This window comes from Bacillus sp. OV166 (assembly GCF_900177675.1).
Classification (GTDB): domain Bacteria; phylum Bacillota; class Bacilli; order Bacillales; family Cytobacillaceae; genus Neobacillus.
Map to the genome: position 1 here is coordinate 2,058,330 of NZ_FXWM01000001.1, position 15,694 is coordinate 2,074,023.

At 37.9% G+C, this 15,694-nt stretch carries 16 protein-coding genes; 15 read left to right on the forward strand and 1 reads right to left on the reverse strand.

Going from position 1 to position 15,694, the window contains the following annotated elements:
• The first annotated feature begins 266 nt into the window (after positions 1-266).
• The 6 genes from CCK98_RS09880 (at position 267) to CCK98_RS09905 (ending at position 6,280) form a co-directional block, all read left to right on the forward strand.
• The gene (locus CCK98_RS09880) at positions 267-2,003 is read left to right on the forward strand and encodes a 2-oxoacid:acceptor oxidoreductase subunit alpha (RefSeq protein WP_088086425.1); all 1,737 of its coding nucleotides are present in this window, start codon (positions 267-269) and stop codon (positions 2,001-2,003) included.
• On the forward strand, positions 2,004-2,870 hold the full coding sequence (locus CCK98_RS09885) for a 2-oxoacid:ferredoxin oxidoreductase subunit beta (RefSeq protein ID WP_088086426.1): 867 nt from the start codon (positions 2,004-2,006) through the stop codon (positions 2,868-2,870).
• Positions 2,871-3,056: 186 nt separating this feature from the next.
• Positions 3,057-4,601: a tRNA (N6-isopentenyl adenosine(37)-C2)-methylthiotransferase MiaB gene (gene miaB / locus CCK98_RS09890; protein WP_088086427.1), complete on the forward strand. Its 1,545-nt coding sequence runs from the start codon at positions 3,057-3,059 to the stop codon at positions 4,599-4,601.
• A 1-nt stretch (position 4,602) separates the two neighbouring features.
• Positions 4,603-5,058, forward strand: a complete 456-nt coding sequence (locus tag CCK98_RS09895) for a RicAFT regulatory complex protein RicA family protein (protein ID WP_088086428.1) — start codon at positions 4,603-4,605, stop codon at positions 5,056-5,058.
• 355 nt (positions 5,059-5,413) lie between these two features.
• Positions 5,414-5,959, forward strand: a complete 546-nt coding sequence (locus tag CCK98_RS09900) for an outer spore coat protein CotE (protein ID WP_088086429.1) — start codon at positions 5,414-5,416, stop codon at positions 5,957-5,959.
• A gap of 120 nt (positions 5,960-6,079) precedes the next feature.
• Positions 6,080-6,280: a hypothetical protein gene (locus tag CCK98_RS09905; RefSeq protein WP_088086430.1), complete on the forward strand. Its 201-nt coding sequence runs from the start codon at positions 6,080-6,082 to the stop codon at positions 6,278-6,280.
• Positions 6,281-6,294: 14 nt separating this feature from the next.
• Here CCK98_RS09905 and CCK98_RS09910 read toward each other — a convergent pair whose 3' ends face one another.
• Entirely contained in the window at positions 6,295-6,846 is a 552-nt protein-coding gene (locus CCK98_RS09910; protein ID WP_088086431.1) for a GNAT family N-acetyltransferase, read from the reverse strand.
• Between the two features lie 247 nt (positions 6,847-7,093).
• Here CCK98_RS09910 and CCK98_RS09915 point away from each other — a divergent pair, with 247 nt between their 5' ends.
• The 9 genes from CCK98_RS09915 (at position 7,094) to CCK98_RS09955 (ending at position 15,692) form a co-directional block, all read left to right on the forward strand.
• Positions 7,094-7,759: a serine/threonine protein kinase gene (locus CCK98_RS09915; protein ID WP_088086432.1), complete on the forward strand. Its 666-nt coding sequence runs from the start codon at positions 7,094-7,096 to the stop codon at positions 7,757-7,759.
• A 12-nt stretch (positions 7,760-7,771) separates the two neighbouring features.
• Positions 7,772-8,236, forward strand: a complete 465-nt coding sequence (locus tag CCK98_RS09920) for a flavin reductase family protein (RefSeq protein WP_088086433.1) — start codon at positions 7,772-7,774, stop codon at positions 8,234-8,236.
• Between the two features lie 418 nt (positions 8,237-8,654).
• A complete protein-coding gene (locus CCK98_RS09925) occupies positions 8,655-9,854 on the forward strand; it encodes an MFS transporter (RefSeq protein WP_088086434.1) in 1,200 nt (399 codons plus the stop codon).
• A gap of 83 nt (positions 9,855-9,937) precedes the next feature.
• Complete coding sequence (locus CCK98_RS09930; protein ID WP_088086435.1) at positions 9,938-10,693, forward strand: SDR family NAD(P)-dependent oxidoreductase; 756 nt, start codon at positions 9,938-9,940, stop codon at positions 10,691-10,693.
• Positions 10,694-10,725: 32 nt separating this feature from the next.
• A complete protein-coding gene (locus tag CCK98_RS09935; protein ID WP_088086436.1) occupies positions 10,726-11,553 on the forward strand; it encodes an SDR family NAD(P)-dependent oxidoreductase in 828 nt (275 codons plus the stop codon).
• Between the two features lie 27 nt (positions 11,554-11,580).
• Positions 11,581-12,345, forward strand: coding sequence for an SDR family NAD(P)-dependent oxidoreductase (locus CCK98_RS09940; RefSeq protein ID WP_088086437.1), 765 nt, complete (start codon positions 11,581-11,583; stop codon positions 12,343-12,345).
• A gap of 460 nt (positions 12,346-12,805) precedes the next feature.
• Positions 12,806-13,651, forward strand: a complete 846-nt coding sequence (locus CCK98_RS09945) for an alpha/beta fold hydrolase (RefSeq protein WP_088086438.1) — start codon at positions 12,806-12,808, stop codon at positions 13,649-13,651.
• Between the two features lie 140 nt (positions 13,652-13,791).
• Positions 13,792-14,445, forward strand: a complete 654-nt coding sequence (locus CCK98_RS09950) for a GntR family transcriptional regulator (RefSeq protein ID WP_088086439.1) — start codon at positions 13,792-13,794, stop codon at positions 14,443-14,445.
• Positions 14,446-14,498: 53 nt separating this feature from the next.
• The gene (locus CCK98_RS09955) at positions 14,499-15,692 is read left to right on the forward strand and encodes an acyl-CoA dehydrogenase family protein (RefSeq protein ID WP_088086440.1); all 1,194 of its coding nucleotides are present in this window, start codon (positions 14,499-14,501) and stop codon (positions 15,690-15,692) included.
• Positions 15,693-15,694: the final 2 nt, after the last annotated feature.

A 15,694-nucleotide genomic window follows, 5' to 3' on the forward strand; every position in this document is an offset into this window, starting at 1 on the left:
TTTTTTTATTTGTTATCTTGTAGAAAGCAAGTATATTTCAAATAATAAAAAAATATTCATATTTTAAACATTATTTCGCTTTTAAGGGTTGCAATTTTTAGTTCATAGGTCTAGAATTGTAAGCGTTTAGTACATATCCTTTCTACTTTTTATTAGTCTTTTTATATAAAATGGGCTAATTTTTAGTGATTTACTCGGAATAGTGCTAAACTAATAAATGGATCATCAAAACTACTTATTTTTACATATCCAAAGGGGTGTAAGTCATGATCAATCAACTTTCATGGAAAGTTGGAGGACAACAAGGGGAAGGTATTGAAAGTACTGGGGAAATCTTTGCTATTGCACTGAATCGCCTGGGATATTACTTGTATGGTTATCGTCACTTTTCTTCACGTATTAAAGGTGGTCATACCAACAATAAAATCAGAGTTAGTACTACAGAAGTTCGTTCTATTTCTGATGACTTAGATATCCTTGTAGCATTTGACCAGGAAACTATTGATGTAAACTACAAAGAATTACACAGTAAAGGAGTAATCCTTGCTGATGCAAAATTCAATCCAAAGAAGCCGGAAGATACTGAAGCTACATTGTATGCGGTTCCATTTACTGAAATTGCCACAGAGCTCGGAACTTCTCTAATGAAAAACATGGTTGCAATTGGTGCAACTTCTGCTGTATTAGACTTAGATATTAATGTATTTGAAGTAGTAGTTCGCGAGATTTTTGGTAAAAAAGGCGACCAAGTAGTTGCAAAAAATATGGATGCGATCAAAGCTGGCTTTGATAAAATGAAGGAAAATCTTGCAGTTGGCATCCAAACAATGGAGCTTGAAAAGGCTGATGGCAAAAAGCGGATGTTCATGATAGGAAATGACGCTATTGCTCTTGGAGCTATTGCAGGCGGATGCCGTTTTATGGCAGCCTACCCAATTACACCAGCTTCTGAAATAATGGAATATTTGATTAAAAAGCTACCTGCACTAGGTGGAACTGTAATTCAAACCGAAGATGAAATTGCTGCATGTACAATGGCAATTGGAGCAAACTACGGCGGTGTTCGTACAATTACTGCTTCAGCAGGTCCAGGATTATCTTTAAAAATGGAAGCAATTGGCCTCTCAGGTATTACTGAAACGCCACTAGTAATTGTTGACACGCAACGTGGCGGTCCATCAACAGGATTACCAACAAAACAAGAACAATCAGACCTTATGGCGATGATTTATGGAACACATGGTGAAATTCCGAAAATTGTAATGGCTCCAAGCACTGTTGAAGAAGCATTCTATGATACAGCTGAAGCATTCAATTTAGCAGAAGAATATCAATGTCCAGTCATTATTTTATCTGACCTACAATTATCCTTGGGTAAACAAACGGTTGAACCATTAAATTATGACAAGGTTGAAATCAGACGTGGAAAATTAGTAACAGAAGACATACCCGCTAATGAAAACAATGCATATTTTAAACGCTATGAAGTAACAGAGGACGGAGTTTCTCCACGTGTAATCCCTGGTATGAAAAATGGTATTCATCACGTAACAGGTGTCGAGCATGATGAGACTGGTAAACCATCGGAATCTGCTCCAAACCGAATTGCGCAAATGGATAAGCGTTTCCGGAAGGTCGAAAATATCCGCTTTAATACACCAGTATATACAAATGTTAAGCACGAAGATGCTGATGTACTATTTGTAGGTTTTAACTCGACTCGTGGTGTTATTGAAGAAGCAATGACTCGTTTAGAGAAAGACGGCTTAAAAGTAAATCATGCCCATATTCGTTTGATCCATCCGTTCCCAACTGACGAAGTTCTTCCGCTTGTTCGTTCTGCGAAGAAAGTTGTTGTAGTGGAAAACAATGCAACTGGACAATTAGCCAATATTATGAAAATGAATGTTGGACATGCTGAAAAAATTACTAAGCATCTTAAATATGATGGTAATCCGTTCCTACCACACGAAGTATATACAAAATGTAAGGAGTTGTTCTAAATGGCCACTTTTAAAGACTTTCGTAACAATGTAAAACCGAACTGGTGCCCTGGCTGTGGCGACTTCTCCGTACAAGCGGCAATGCAACGTGCGGCAGCAAATGTAGGCTTAGAGCCAGAAAACTTAGCTGTAATTTCTGGAATCGGCTGTTCAGGACGTATTTCCGGTTATATTAATTCATATGGCTTCCATGGGATTCATGGTCGTTCACTTCCAATCGCACAAGGTGTTAAAATGGCTAATCGTGATTTAACTGTTATCGCCTCTGGTGGTGACGGTGACGGTTATGCGATCGGGATGGGGCATACGATTCATGCCATTCGTCGTAATCTTGATATAACTTATATCGTTATGGATAACCAAATATATGGTTTGACTAAAGGTCAAACTTCTCCACGTTCAGCTACTGGCTTTAAAACAAAGTCAACTCCGATGGGGTCGATTGAGCAATCAATTTCTCCGATGGAAATGGCGTTGACTGTAGGAGCAACATTTGTTGCACAAAGTTTCTCTACAGATCTAAAAGATTTAACTGCTTTAATTGAAGCCGGTTTAAAACACAAAGGATTTTCTTTAATCAATGTTTTCAGCCCATGTGTTACTTATAATAAAGTGAACACCTATGATTGGTTTAAAGAAAATCTAACAAAACTTAGTGATATAGAGGGTTATGACCCTTCAAATCGCGAAGATGCGATGCAGACATTAATGAAGCATAATGGTCTTGTTACAGGACTTATTTATCAAAATACTGAGCGTAAGTCTTATCAAGAACTGATCACGGGCTACTCGGAAGCACCGTTATCTAAAGCTGACCTTAATCTTGACCAAAATTATTTTGATAAATTAGTTTCTGAATTTATTTAATGATACAAGCAAAATCCCGTGACTTGACGTCACGGGATTTTCTATTGTTTTCAATCAAGTTAACCTTTATACTATAATAATGTGCGGAGAAAGTCTGAAGTCTTCATTCATCTTTTGCACAGATTAAAATCTTAAAAATTTAATAGATGAATTACGTAATATGAAAAGAAAGGGGCATTTGAACAAATGAATGAAAAACAACGTTTAGAAGGTCAGAAAGTCGAGTCTGTTAATTCTTCGGACAAAAAATCCGCCAAGGATTACAGCAAGTACTTTGAACAAGTAATTACTGCACCTTCTTTAACAGAAGCGAAGAAACGCGGAAAAGAAGAAGTAAAGTACCATAATGATTTTTCTATTTCTGAAGAATTTCGTGGAATGGGCGAGGGGCGGAAATTTTATATCCGTACTTATGGCTGCCAAATGAACGAACATGATACTGAAGTAATGGCTGGGATTTTCTTAGCATTAGGCTATGAACCAACCGACAGCACGGAGGATGCCAATGTCATTCTTTTAAATACATGTGCGATCAGAGAGAACGCAGAAAATAAAGTGTTCGGTGAACTGGGCCATTTAAAGTCCTTGAAATTGGAAAAGCCTGATTTACTTATCGGTGTTTGTGGATGTATGTCTCAAGAGGAATCTGTAGTTAATAAGATTCTCAAAACCTACCATCAGGTCGATATGATTTTTGGTACCCATAATATTCATCGTTTACCAAATATATTGCATGAAGCATATATGTCAAAAGAAATGGTTGTTGAAGTATGGTCAAAAGAAGGCGACGTGATTGAAAACCTTCCAAAAGTACGCCGTGGAAATATTAAAGCATGGGTTAACATCATGTACGGCTGTGATAAATTCTGTACGTATTGTATCGTACCTTTTACACGTGGGAAAGAACGAAGCCGACGTCCAGAAGAAATTATCCAAGAAGTTCGTCATCTAGCAGCACAAGGCTACCAAGAAGTTACTTTGCTTGGTCAAAACGTGAATGCCTATGGAAAAGATTTAGAGGACGGAACTTATGGACTTGGTGAACTGATGGATGAATTGCGAAAAATTGATATTCCACGGATTCGTTTTACAACAAGCCATCCGCGTGACTTTGATGATCGTCTAATTGAGGTCCTTGCCAAAGGCAGCAATTTAATGGATCATATCCATTTGCCAGTGCAATCAGGATCAACTGATGTGTTAAAAATCATGGCTCGTAAATATACAAGAGAACAATATTTAGAGCTTGTTAAAAAAATCAAAGCGGCCATTCCGAATGTTGCTTTAACAACGGATATTATCGTTGGTTATCCAAACGAAACAGACGAACAGTTTGAAGAAACGATGTCCCTCTATCGTGAAGTTGGTTATGAATTAGCATATACATTTATTTATTCTCCGCGTGAAGGTACTCCAGCTGCAAAAATGGAGGATAACGTTCCGATGGAAGTGAAGAAAGCACGTTTACAACGCCTAAACGCTCTTGTGAATGAGCTTTCATTAGAAGCTATGAAAAAACATGAAGGCCAAATCCTTGAAGTTCTTGTTGAAGGGGAAAGTAAAAACAATCCTGATGTTCTTGCAGGCTACACTTCTAGGAGTAAGCTTGTAAACTTTGTTGCACCAAAATCAGCGATTGGCAAGATTGTAAAAGTGAAAATTACACAAGCAAAAACATGGTCATTAAATGGAGAAATGGTGGAAGAACTAGAACCAGCAGAGGTGAAGTAAAGTGGCGAAATATACAAAAGACGATATCGTTGCACGTGCAACTGATTTAGCACGGATGATTGCAGAAACAGAAGAAGTTGACTTTTTTAAACGAGCAGAGGCTCAATTAAATGAAAATAAGAAAGTTCATACCTTAATAGCTGACATTAAGGGATTGCAAAAGCAGGCTGTAAACCTTCAGCATTATGGAAAACCAGAAGCACTAAAAAAGGTAGAAGATAAAATTGCTTCAATTGAGCAAGAGTTGGATGAAATACCTGTGGTCCAGGATTTCAAGCAATCACAATTAGAAGTGAATGAATTGCTACAAATCATTGCCTCAACCATTTCGAATACTGTAACCGATGAAATTATCATTTCAACGGGCGGCGATGTATTGTTAGGAGAAACTGGATCTAGCATGCAAAATGGCGGCGGTGCTTGTGAAGGTCACGACGATTGCGATCACGATCATTAATATTCTAGTCAGGCTTTTAACAAAGCCTGGCTTTTTTTAGGCATTGTTAAAGGTCAATGTTGATTTATAACCAAGTAAGTTGATTGGAGCGGAAAGCGCAGCGCCTGGAGCGAAAATCAACAGCCAAGTTGAACAGAGCCATTTTTATAAATCTTATCCACTTTTATATTCCCCTGATTCCTGCCATTTTATTAACCTTCGTTTTAAGTACAGGCTAGGAAGGCACACACCTATAAATCCCGCATAAAATGAACTATGACTAAACTTTTATCCAGCACTCATCAAAATAAATATCACACTAGTCTTATATCATGCATACGATGAAATGAAAATGAATGAGGAGGGTTCGCGCGAAATGGGAGACTATAGAGAGATAATTACCAAGGCCGTAGTAGCGAAAGGACGTAAATTCACCCAGTCCAATCATACGATTAGCCCGGCGCATAGTCCAACAAGTATACTTGGCTGTTGGATCATCAACCATAAATACAATGCGAAAAAGGTTGGCAAGACTGTAGAGATACATGGCTCTTACGACATCAATGTTTGGTATTCATTTAATGACAATACCAAAACAGAAGTTGTTACAGAACGTGTCCAATATACAGATGTCATTAAGTTAAAGTATCGTGACCATGACTGCCTCGATGACAATGAAATAAGTGCTCGAGTGCTACAGCAGCCTAATTGCTGTGAAGCGGTCATTTCCCCTAATGGTAACAGAATCATCGTCCATGTCGAAAGGGAATTCCTTGTAGAGGTGATTGGCGAGACTAAGGTTTGTGTTCGCGTCAGTTCTGAAGGCTGCAAGGACAATGACGATGAGTGGGGAATGGACGTAGACGATGAAGAATTCGAGGAGTTAAATCCTGATTTCTTAGTCGGCTCAGAAGAAGAATAAAACTAACTAGGAGGTTTTTACTTCCTAGTTTTTTTCTTTTTTCGGAAAAAGGATGGAAAAATTCTGATTTAAGAATGATTAGATGCTAAAATCAGCAAGCTATTTTAAGGAGGTGTTACTATGGAACCCAGACAGCCTGGAAATAAAAATATGCCTGATTTTGAACAATTAAATGACAGAATTATCGCTGAAATTTCTCCTTCGCCAATGTTAGTTATTAAAACAAATCTTGACCCAAAAGATACTTCAGAAAATAATCCGTATTATCATGATACGGAAGTAAAAAATGCTAAAGCAATGAAGGAATACTTTCAGGAATAAGAAAAGCCAGGATATTAAACCTGGCTTTTCTTCCATTCTGGTTTTAATAATGATAATACAAACGTATCATGAAATTGCTCATTTTGATTGATATACCCTCGTAGTAAACCTTCCTTCGTGAAGCCTAGCTTAATTAGTAAATTTACGGATGACATATTTTCAGGGTAAACTATAGCTCCAATTCGAAATAAATCCAATTGATTAAAACTAAAGCGGATCACTTCTTTAATCGCCTCTGAACCATAGCCCATCCTCCAATAGTCGGGATGAAGCTCATAACCAATTTCTGCGCGCTTATTTTTTAGATGTAAACCATTAAGACCAACAGTGCCGATGATCCTTTGATTTTCCTTTAATTTGATACCCCAGCGGATTCCACGTTTATCAACCAGGTTCTTATGAAACATATCAATTAATCTTGAAGCTTCGACAGGTAAAGTAAAACGATTTGTTCCATAAAAACGGGTCACTTCTTCTAATGATAAAATCTCGTATAGATAATCTACATGCTGATGTGTTAGTTCAATTAATTTAAGTCTTTTCGTATTTAAAATGGGAAAAGTCATGGCAACCCTCTCTATTTGTCCCTTTACCTGTATACTCAATAAGAGCGGTAAAAGGGGATTTCCAAATGAATACTAAATTTTTCTGTTAACTAATAGTGTATAATGGCTTATAAGAAATTTCCATTAAATTTTGAATAAAATTAGTTGAACATTTTATCTAACATAGTGGTAAGATGTGTGGAGAAAATCATTTCTTAGATTAACCCTTTTCAAAAAATGAATGCCTAATAGATTAGAAGGTGTGCAAATGCAAAAAGCAGAGTATATAAATTTAATAGAAACAGAATTATTACCAAGAATACAATTAACGTCTGATAGTCCGTTTGACCCCATCATTGTAAAAAATATGTCACCGTTATGGAAAACGATCGGGAGCGGCAATTATGCTGGGGTCTTTACACTTGATGCTCATCCAGAGTGGGTGGTAAAAGTTTATGGTCGAAGCCCCGAGGAGCTTAAAAAAGAAATTGATGTTTACAAGAGGTTAGGAAATCATAAAAGTTATTCTTCACTTTATGATTATGGGGAAAATTATTTAATCTTAAAAAAGCTTAACGGTATTACCTTGTTTGATGCTGTGGTAAAGGGAGTTCCAATCCCTGAGGCTGTCATAAAGGATATTGATTCAGGTTTGGATTATGCGAGGTCGGTTGGATTAAATCCCTATGATGTTCACGGCAAGAATGTCGTCATGTTTGAGGGGAGAGGTTATATTGTTGATATTTCTGATTTTTATAAACAAGGGTACTGCAAAAAATGGAAAGATTTAAAAAAAGCTTATTACAAGATTTATTTACCATATATATATAAATATCATCCGCCTATCCCATTTTTTATCGTCGATGCGGTGCGAAAAGGATATCGGATGTATCGTCGTTTGAAAAAAAAGGCAATAAAGAAAAATAAAAATTAGCGAGGTGAAATTATGGATGATCGTCAATTTCGAAACGCAATGGGAAAGTTTGCAACAGGGGTAACGGTGGTCGCAACGGAAGTGGCTGGAAATGTCCATGGAATGACTGCGAATGCATTCATGTCTGTTTCTCTAAATCCAAAACTTGTCGTAATCTCAATTGCTGAAAAAGCACAAATGCTTGAAAAAATAAAACAAAGTAAAAGCTTTTCAGTCAATATACTTGCGGCAGATCAACAAGAATTATCAAAGATTTTCGCGGGACAGTCGAAAAATCAACAAGAAATTGTGTTTGACCGCCTCGAGGGTATACCAGTTTTACCAGGAGCAACTGCTCAAATTGTTTGCGAAGTATCAGCGGAGCATGATGAAGGTGATCACACACTTTTTATTGGCAGAGTAACCAATCTTAAAGTTGAAGATTCTGAGCCATTAATCTATTTTAGTGGAAAATACCGATTGTTAGCAGAAGAGTAATTGGTGGGTTAAGCAGATTGGTTAGTTTTTTACTAATTTTTGAAAAGATTATATAAAATAGACTCGATAAGCAAAGATTATCAGTAAAATTTTACTTGATAACGATATGTAAAAAATGCCCTGAAATTTTCAGGGCATTTTTTAGTGTTTTCGCGAAATAACGACTATAATTCCAAAAATAAATAATATTTAGAATATATTGACAAGTATTTATTTGGTGTGTAGAATTACAGTTAGTAAAAGAAAGCGCTTTTTTACCGTTTTATACAATTAAAAAAGTAATAAACGTAAAATTAAAATTTTAGTTCTGTTGTTTTGATGGCCAACAAAACAACCTGCTCGAAATTTTTGTTTTATTTTGAAAGCGGATTCATTATCTATTTCAAAACATTTATGAAATGATATGGGAGGTTTAACAATGGCAGTAAAGACCATCAGCAGAAATTTTCTTAAGTTTTTGGTTGTTATTCTTGCTTTCCAAGATGTTGCTGCAGGGGTAGCAGGATCAATAATGGCTGACATCATTAAGGCATTTCCACAATATGACCCCACAATTGTTATGTTAGTTGCTACTTTTCCAGGATTAATACAAATTGTTCCTGCTCTCTTTTATGGTAAACTTTCCAAAATGTTCAAGAAGCGAACACTATTGTTTGTAGGCTTAAGCCTTTTCATCATCGGAGGAGTCCTTCCAACATTTATTGATAACCTATGGTTGATAATTGCTATGAGAGGGATTTTAGGGCTTGGTGTCGGGATTACAATGCCGTTATCGGTGGACGTTATTACAGATTTCTTTGATGGAAGAGAAAGAGATTTCTTGATTGGATTTGGTACATCAACGATTGCCTGTATCGGAGCAATTTTCTTCCAATTGGTTGGAGGGATCTTAGCGGATGCTTATGGGTGGCATTATGGTTTCCTAACCTACCTGTTCCCTATTTGGATTCTTGCTATTACAATTCTTTACCTGCCCGAGCCTGAGAAGAAACAGGTAGCTATAGTCGATAGTAAACAGGCAGCCGTAAAGATTAAATTGCCAAAAGCAATCTATTGGGTAAGTCTCGGACAGGTCTTTTATTCAGCGCTAATTTTTGGCTATGTAGTAAATATATCAGTTGTCATCCAAGCGGATAAATTAGGTAATGCCACAGAAGCTGGTTTGGCTATATCCATCTTTACTTTTGGTACTTTAATAGCTGGTTTCCTTTTTGGGAAGATAAAACACAAACTTCCAACCATGTATTTACCGCTTGCTGTTTTAATGACCGGTGTTGGAATGGCCATCTGTTACTACTCTCCAACTCTAACAATGATCTTAATTGGAAGTGTATTCGGTGGCTTTGCGATGGGTATTGGCATTCCAGGAGTATTTACTAGGGTTTCTGAGTTAACTCCAGTAGGTGCTCCTTCAAATGTAGGTTTAGTGGTTGCAGGGCAAGGGATTGGAGGGATTTTAGGGCCTTTTGGATTTCAAGTGATTCAAAATATATTTAACCAAGATATAGGTAGATTTCCATTAGCAGTTAGTGCAATTGGATTAGTTGCATTAGCAATCATTTGGGCTATTTCGGTAATGAAGCCGAAAAGGGATATTGAGGCTACTCTAAGTCAATGACAAAGAAAAAGCTAAAATGATGAGTAGAAAATTCATCATTTTAGCTTTTTATATGAAAAAAATTATTACATGAGAGGGGACGTATGATGGGGAATTCATTACAAAGATTACAAAATAAAGTTGCGATTGTAACGGGCAGTACCTCCGGAATTGGCGATGCAACTGCTAAATTATTTGCTGCAGAGGGTGCAAAAGTTGTAGTTGTCGGAAGAAGAAGAGAAAACGGAGAAAGAATCGTTGATTCCATCAATAGCCAGGGAGGAGAAGCGATTTTCGTACAGACAGATATGACGGACGAAGAACAAATCATAAATTTAGTAGATAGTACGTTAGAGAGATTTGGTCAAATTGATATTCTTATCAATAATGCAGGGAGAATTATTGAAAAACCATTTATTGAATTAACAACCAGTGATTGGGATGAATTCGTTGCACTTGATGCGTATTCTTATTTCCGTGCCATGCAGTTGGTCCTCCCGCATATGGAAAAACGGTCTTCAGGAAACATTGTCAATGTGACCTCTTTAGCTGCGGTCAGTGTCATGCCTACCCATGCACTCTATAGTTTTGTTAAAGCAGGAATCACCCATATGTCAAAGGTAGTGGCTGCTGAGTATGCCGGAAAAGGCATCCGGGTGAATTGCTTATTGCCGGGTGTCGTCTATACGGAAATGATTGCCGATAATCCGAATACCCCTCACATGGAAAAAATCATCCCATTGGGCAGAATGTCCACACCAGAAGAACAGGCAAAAACAATTTTATTCATGGTTTCTGATGAATCATCCTATATGACTGGTACATCCATCGTATCTGATGGCGGTGTAAGAGGAATATAGACATCAATCCAAAAAGCAAAGGGGGATATAAAATGCTGTTAAAAGATAAAATAGCCGTCATAACTGGTGGAGCAAAGGGCATGGGAGAAGCTACATCTAAAAAATTCGCCGAACAAGGCGCGACCGTAGTCATTGCCGATTTGGATTTTAATGCTGCCCGGATCGTTTCTGATAACATCCAAACAGCCGGAGGACAAGCTCGCGCCTATAATCAGGTAGACGTCACTAATCAATTAACGATTAAAGCAACAGTAGATCAGGCGATGGAGGAATTTGGCAGAATTGATATTTTAGTAAATTGTGCAGGAGGTACCTTTGGTGCTAACGGGAGCAGTGAAAATATTAACATGGAGGATTGGGACAGAACCATAAAGTTAAATCTTAATGGTACCCTTAATCCAATTATGGAAATTTTACCGTACATGAAAAAACAAAGATATGGAAAAATCGTTAATTTCTCTTCGATGGGGGCATTTAATGCTTATACGGTTGTACTGCATTACCATGCTGCCAAAGGTGCGGTGGAGAGTCTTACCCATAATCTCGCATTTGAACTTGCGCCGCTAGGAGTCCATGTTAACGTCATTTCGCCAGGTCCGATTATGACTCCTTTTTGGGATGAATTAATGTCTCCTGGTCCTGAACGAGATCAATTTACAGCAGCACTTTCCAAAAAAGAAGTTCCGATGCACAGAATGGGGACGGCTGAGGATATTGCAGGTGTGTGTTTATTCTTAGCGTCAGGATTATCTGACTATGTGACAGGGCAGAAAATCTTTGTTGGCGGTGGCATGGGTAACATCATATCCCATAATTCTACCTTCCTATCATCCGAAGAAAATAAACAGGTTAATAAATGATAGACTGTGCAGAAAGGGGAGAGTTGATTGAAGAGATTAGAAGGTAAAGTGGCTATAATCACGGGCGCCGGTAATGGACAGGGAGCGTTTGAAGCAGAATTATTCGCCAAAGAGGGAGCGTCCGTTGTTGTCACAGATATAGACTTTGAAAGTGCAGCTAAGATTGTCAAGGAAATCCATAACAGTAATGGCACCGCAATCGCGATGCAACATGATATTTCTTCAGAAGTTGATTGGAAAGTGGTAATAGAAAAAACAATTGAGTCCTTTGGGAAAATTGATATTCTAGTAAATAATGCTGGAATACATAAGGAAACAGCAATGTCAGACATCACATTAATAGAATGGAATAAGATGATTGAAATAAATCTAACTGGAACTTTTATTGGTATCCAATCTGTTATCCCTTATATGAAGAAAAATGGCAGTGGTTCGATTGTTAACATAGCTTCGATTGCCGCTCTTAGGGGAGGGAGCTTTGCTCACTATAGTGCAGCAAAGGGGGGCGTACGATCACTTTCGAAAACAGCGGCTATTGAATATGCACGGGACAATATACGAGTCAATAGCGTTTATCCGGGACTTATCATGACTGACCTTGTAAAAGATGCGCTTGAAAATGAAATTGTCCGCAGAAACCTAATGGATCAACTTCCGCTTGGTCGTTTTGGAAAAGTTGAAGAAGTGGGATATGGTGTTCTTTACTTAGCATCAGATGAATCTTCCTTCGTAACTGGATCGGAATTAGTAATTGACGGCGGCACAATGGCTGGTGCAAGATTGCTGGAATAATTTCTAAAATATAGGCTGTGTTAAAGCTTATTGTTGATTTTGGCACCCTGTTGATTGGAGTGGAAGGCACGAAGACTCCTGCGGGAGGACGGGGCAGGGGAGACCCCGCAGGAGCGCAGCGACGAGGAGGCTCCCCGGACCGCCCGCGGAAAGCGAAGTGCCTGGAGCGGAAATCAACAGGCAACTTTAACAGAGCCAACATATAGAAGATTTAATAGAGGATGTCAAAAAGCTTAAGACATCCTCTTTTTTATTTAGGAGAATTCACCAAATTCTAAATAAAAAAATATTCAGAATTTATTGACAAGGTTAAATAAACCAAAGTAAAATTATAGTTAGTTAAAGAAAGCGCTTTTATTACTATTTTATCCACTATATTCATAGTGATAATACGATACTGAAATTTTATGTCAAAGAGAATTAATGATAAAAATTATTTTACAAAGTGAGGATAACGAATATGACAGCAGTTGAAACAAAGAAGGTTCAAACAGGAAACTATCAAACCTTTATTCATGAAGGTGGTGACAACTCCTCCGAAACGATCATCTTTCTTCATGGAAGCGGACCAGGGGTAAGTGCAAAATCAAACTGGCAGCACATATTACCACATTTTAATGAGAAATTTCACGTAGTGGCACTTGATATTTTCGGTTTTGGCAATACCGATCATCCTGAGACCTATCCGAAAAATGGTGTAGAGTGGATGAATGAGCGGATCAAACAGGTATTGCTGTTAATGGATAATTTAGGGGTTGAAAAGGCCAACTTAGTTGGGAATTCCCTCGGTGGTGTCATTGCCCTTCATCTGCTCATGTATGCACCGGATCGATTTGATAAAGTAGTATTGATGGGGGCTGGCGGCGGTTTAACAGAACCAACTCCAGAACTTGCAAAACTAGCAAACTTCCATAAAGACCCAGATCCAGTTGCATTCAAAAATTTATTAAGCTGGTTCTTATTTGATAAAAGCATCCTTGAAGATGAATTGGAGAACATTGTGTCTGAGCGATTAGAGCTATTTTTAAAGCCCGAAGTTCGTAGATCATATGAGGAGAATTTCTCGAAATCACATTTGTCGGATATGCTTATCCCGCCTTCAGCACTGAAACAAATGGACCAGTCTATTTTACTAATTCACGGACATGCTGACCGTTTTGTACCACTCCAAAGCAGCCTATATGTAATGGACTATTTACCAAATGCACAGCTGCATGTCTTTAAGCGCTGTGGACATTGGGCGCAAGTCGAACAAAAAGAAAGATTTATCAAATTAACATCGGATTTTTTCAATGGTGACCTATAAACTAAAACTAACGCACCCTTGATCGTCATTATAGTAGATTAGGATAAAACTCTAGTATATCCTAAAGTGACAATAGACACTCGCTAGTGAATTAACATATTATAGGGGTAACTAATCCTAGAAAATAGCAGGTGTATGATATGAAAATTGATAAGGCTTATCGCTATATTAAAAGATTAATCATTGAAGGAATCTGGGAACCAGAAACCTCGATAAATGTGAATGAGATTACGGAAAAACTAAATATGAGCCGGACACCCGTCCACAAGGCATTATCTAAACTTGAGCAAGAAGGATTTCTCACAATTATTCCGCAGGTTGGTGTCTTTGTAAAAAGACCTGACCCAGAAGAGGTTTTAGAACGATTATTGGTTTGTGCCAATTTAGATGCATTAATGACTGAGCAGGCTGCATTAAATCTGAACGAAGAGGAATTTCATTTTTTGGAAGAAATCTTAACAAAAATGGATAATTCTGGGTTATCAGCTGATGAATACTCCAACTTAAATATTGATTTTCATCGCACCATTTATGAAGCCTCAAAGTTAACTTATACCTTTAATCTCGCGAAGACACTTTGGGATTACCTGAATTTTGTAGGAAACCCAGAAGAATTATTCACGGATGAGCGAAGAAAACAGTCTCAAACGGAGCATTGGATTATTTTTTATAGTCTACGAGAAAAGGACAGTAAAATGGCCAAAAGATTAATGGAGAAACATATGCGTCGAGTAGCTAAGCTTGTAGGAGAAAAATATCAGGACATTGATTTAAACCAACGTGTATTTAACTAATTCCACGGGCTAATGAAAAAAGGAACAACCACTATTTTGCAGGGGGTACTCTAATGGAACAAAGCGTGTTGGATATAAAAAAAGAATTGGTAGAAAAGGCCAGGTCTCTGATTCCAAAATTACGTGAATATGGGGAAGAAATTGAAAAGACTAATTCATTACCCAAAGCTATTATTGATGATATGCAAAATGAAGGTACGTTAAAAGTATTACGTCCACATCTATTTGGCGGTTATCAAACAGATATGCGGACATATACAGAGGTTGTCACTGAAATTTCTCGTGGAAATGGGTCGGCAGGATGGTTTGTCGCACTTAGTAATATTAGGGATTATATGATTTCTTATACGTTTGGAGAAAAAGCTTTAAGCGAAATTTACAAACAAGGAGAAGATGTCGTCCTAGCAGGAAACTTTAAGCCAATCAAATGTGAAATCAAAAAGGTAGATGGCGGCTATTTGATCGAGGAAGCGCAGTGGCCGTTTGTATCAGGAAGTCCACATGCTGACTGGTGTTACTTTGGGTTTCCAATCTTTGATGAAAACGGCGGCGTAGAAATGGCCATTATGGTTATTCCTCGCAACGAATTAGAGGTCCTTGACGACTGGTATGTAATGGGCTTAAAAGGATCAGGCAGTAATAGCTGTCATATTAAAAATGTGTTTGTACCAGATCACCGTGTCTCATTAGATCGTCTAGCCAGTAAAGGCCATTATCTCATTGAGCCACTAAAAGATGTCGCCTTATACAGGTCATCATTTGTTCCTTCACTAACTTTGTCGATTGTAGCTCCTGCGTTGGGACTCGCAAAGGCAGCAATGGATTTATTTATGGAAAGGCTTCCAAAAGCGGGTATAGGAAATACTTTCTATAACAAACAAGCTGAGGCACCAATAACACATCACCAGGTTGCCCAAGCGCAGCTGAAAATTGATTCAGCTGAGATGCATCTTTATCGAGCTGTAGACAAAATTGATTCCTATGCCGAGCGTGGACAGGTATTGGATAAAAATGAAATTGTCAAAATAAAAGCAGACTTTGGTTATGTGAACCAATTATGTAAAGAAGCGATTGATCTCCTAGTTGCTGGGGTTGGCTCGATGTTCACGTATGAGACAAACCCAATTCAAAGAGTTTATCGAGATTTTCTAACCATGCACTTACATGGCTTCATCACTCCATCAAGTTTAATTGAAACTTATGGTAGAGTCTTGTGTGGACAAGAACCGAATACTTATTTTGTTTAATA

Coding starts and splice junctions, on each gene's coding strand:
- CCK98_RS09900 (WP_088086429.1), top strand. CDS start 5,414: ATGGGAGACTATAGAGAGATAATTACCAAGGCCGTAGTAGCGAAAGGA.
- CCK98_RS09915 (WP_088086432.1), top strand. CDS start 7,094: ATGCAAAAAGCAGAGTATATAAATTTAATAGAAACAGAATTATTACCA.
- CCK98_RS09880 (WP_088086425.1), top strand. CDS start 267: ATGATCAATCAACTTTCATGGAAAGTTGGAGGACAACAAGGGGAAGGT.
- CCK98_RS09925 (WP_088086434.1), top strand. CDS start 8,655: ATGGCAGTAAAGACCATCAGCAGAAATTTTCTTAAGTTTTTGGTTGTT.
- CCK98_RS09930 (WP_088086435.1), top strand. CDS start 9,938: ATGATGGGGAATTCATTACAAAGATTACAAAATAAAGTTGCGATTGTA.
- miaB (WP_088086427.1), top strand. CDS start 3,057: ATGAATGAAAAACAACGTTTAGAAGGTCAGAAAGTCGAGTCTGTTAAT.
- CCK98_RS09920 (WP_088086433.1), top strand. CDS start 7,772: ATGGATGATCGTCAATTTCGAAACGCAATGGGAAAGTTTGCAACAGGG.
- CCK98_RS09910 (WP_088086431.1), bottom strand. CDS start 6,846: ATGACTTTTCCCATTTTAAATACGAAAAGACTTAAATTAATTGAACTA.
- CCK98_RS09935 (WP_088086436.1), top strand. CDS start 10,726: ATGCTGTTAAAAGATAAAATAGCCGTCATAACTGGTGGAGCAAAGGGC.
- CCK98_RS09955 (WP_088086440.1), top strand. CDS start 14,499: ATGGAACAAAGCGTGTTGGATATAAAAAAAGAATTGGTAGAAAAGGCC.
- CCK98_RS09885 (WP_088086426.1), top strand. CDS start 2,004: ATGGCCACTTTTAAAGACTTTCGTAACAATGTAAAACCGAACTGGTGC.
- CCK98_RS09905 (WP_088086430.1), top strand. CDS start 6,080: ATGGAACCCAGACAGCCTGGAAATAAAAATATGCCTGATTTTGAACAA.
- CCK98_RS09945 (WP_088086438.1), top strand. CDS start 12,806: ATGACAGCAGTTGAAACAAAGAAGGTTCAAACAGGAAACTATCAAACC.
- CCK98_RS09950 (WP_088086439.1), top strand. CDS start 13,792: ATGAAAATTGATAAGGCTTATCGCTATATTAAAAGATTAATCATTGAA.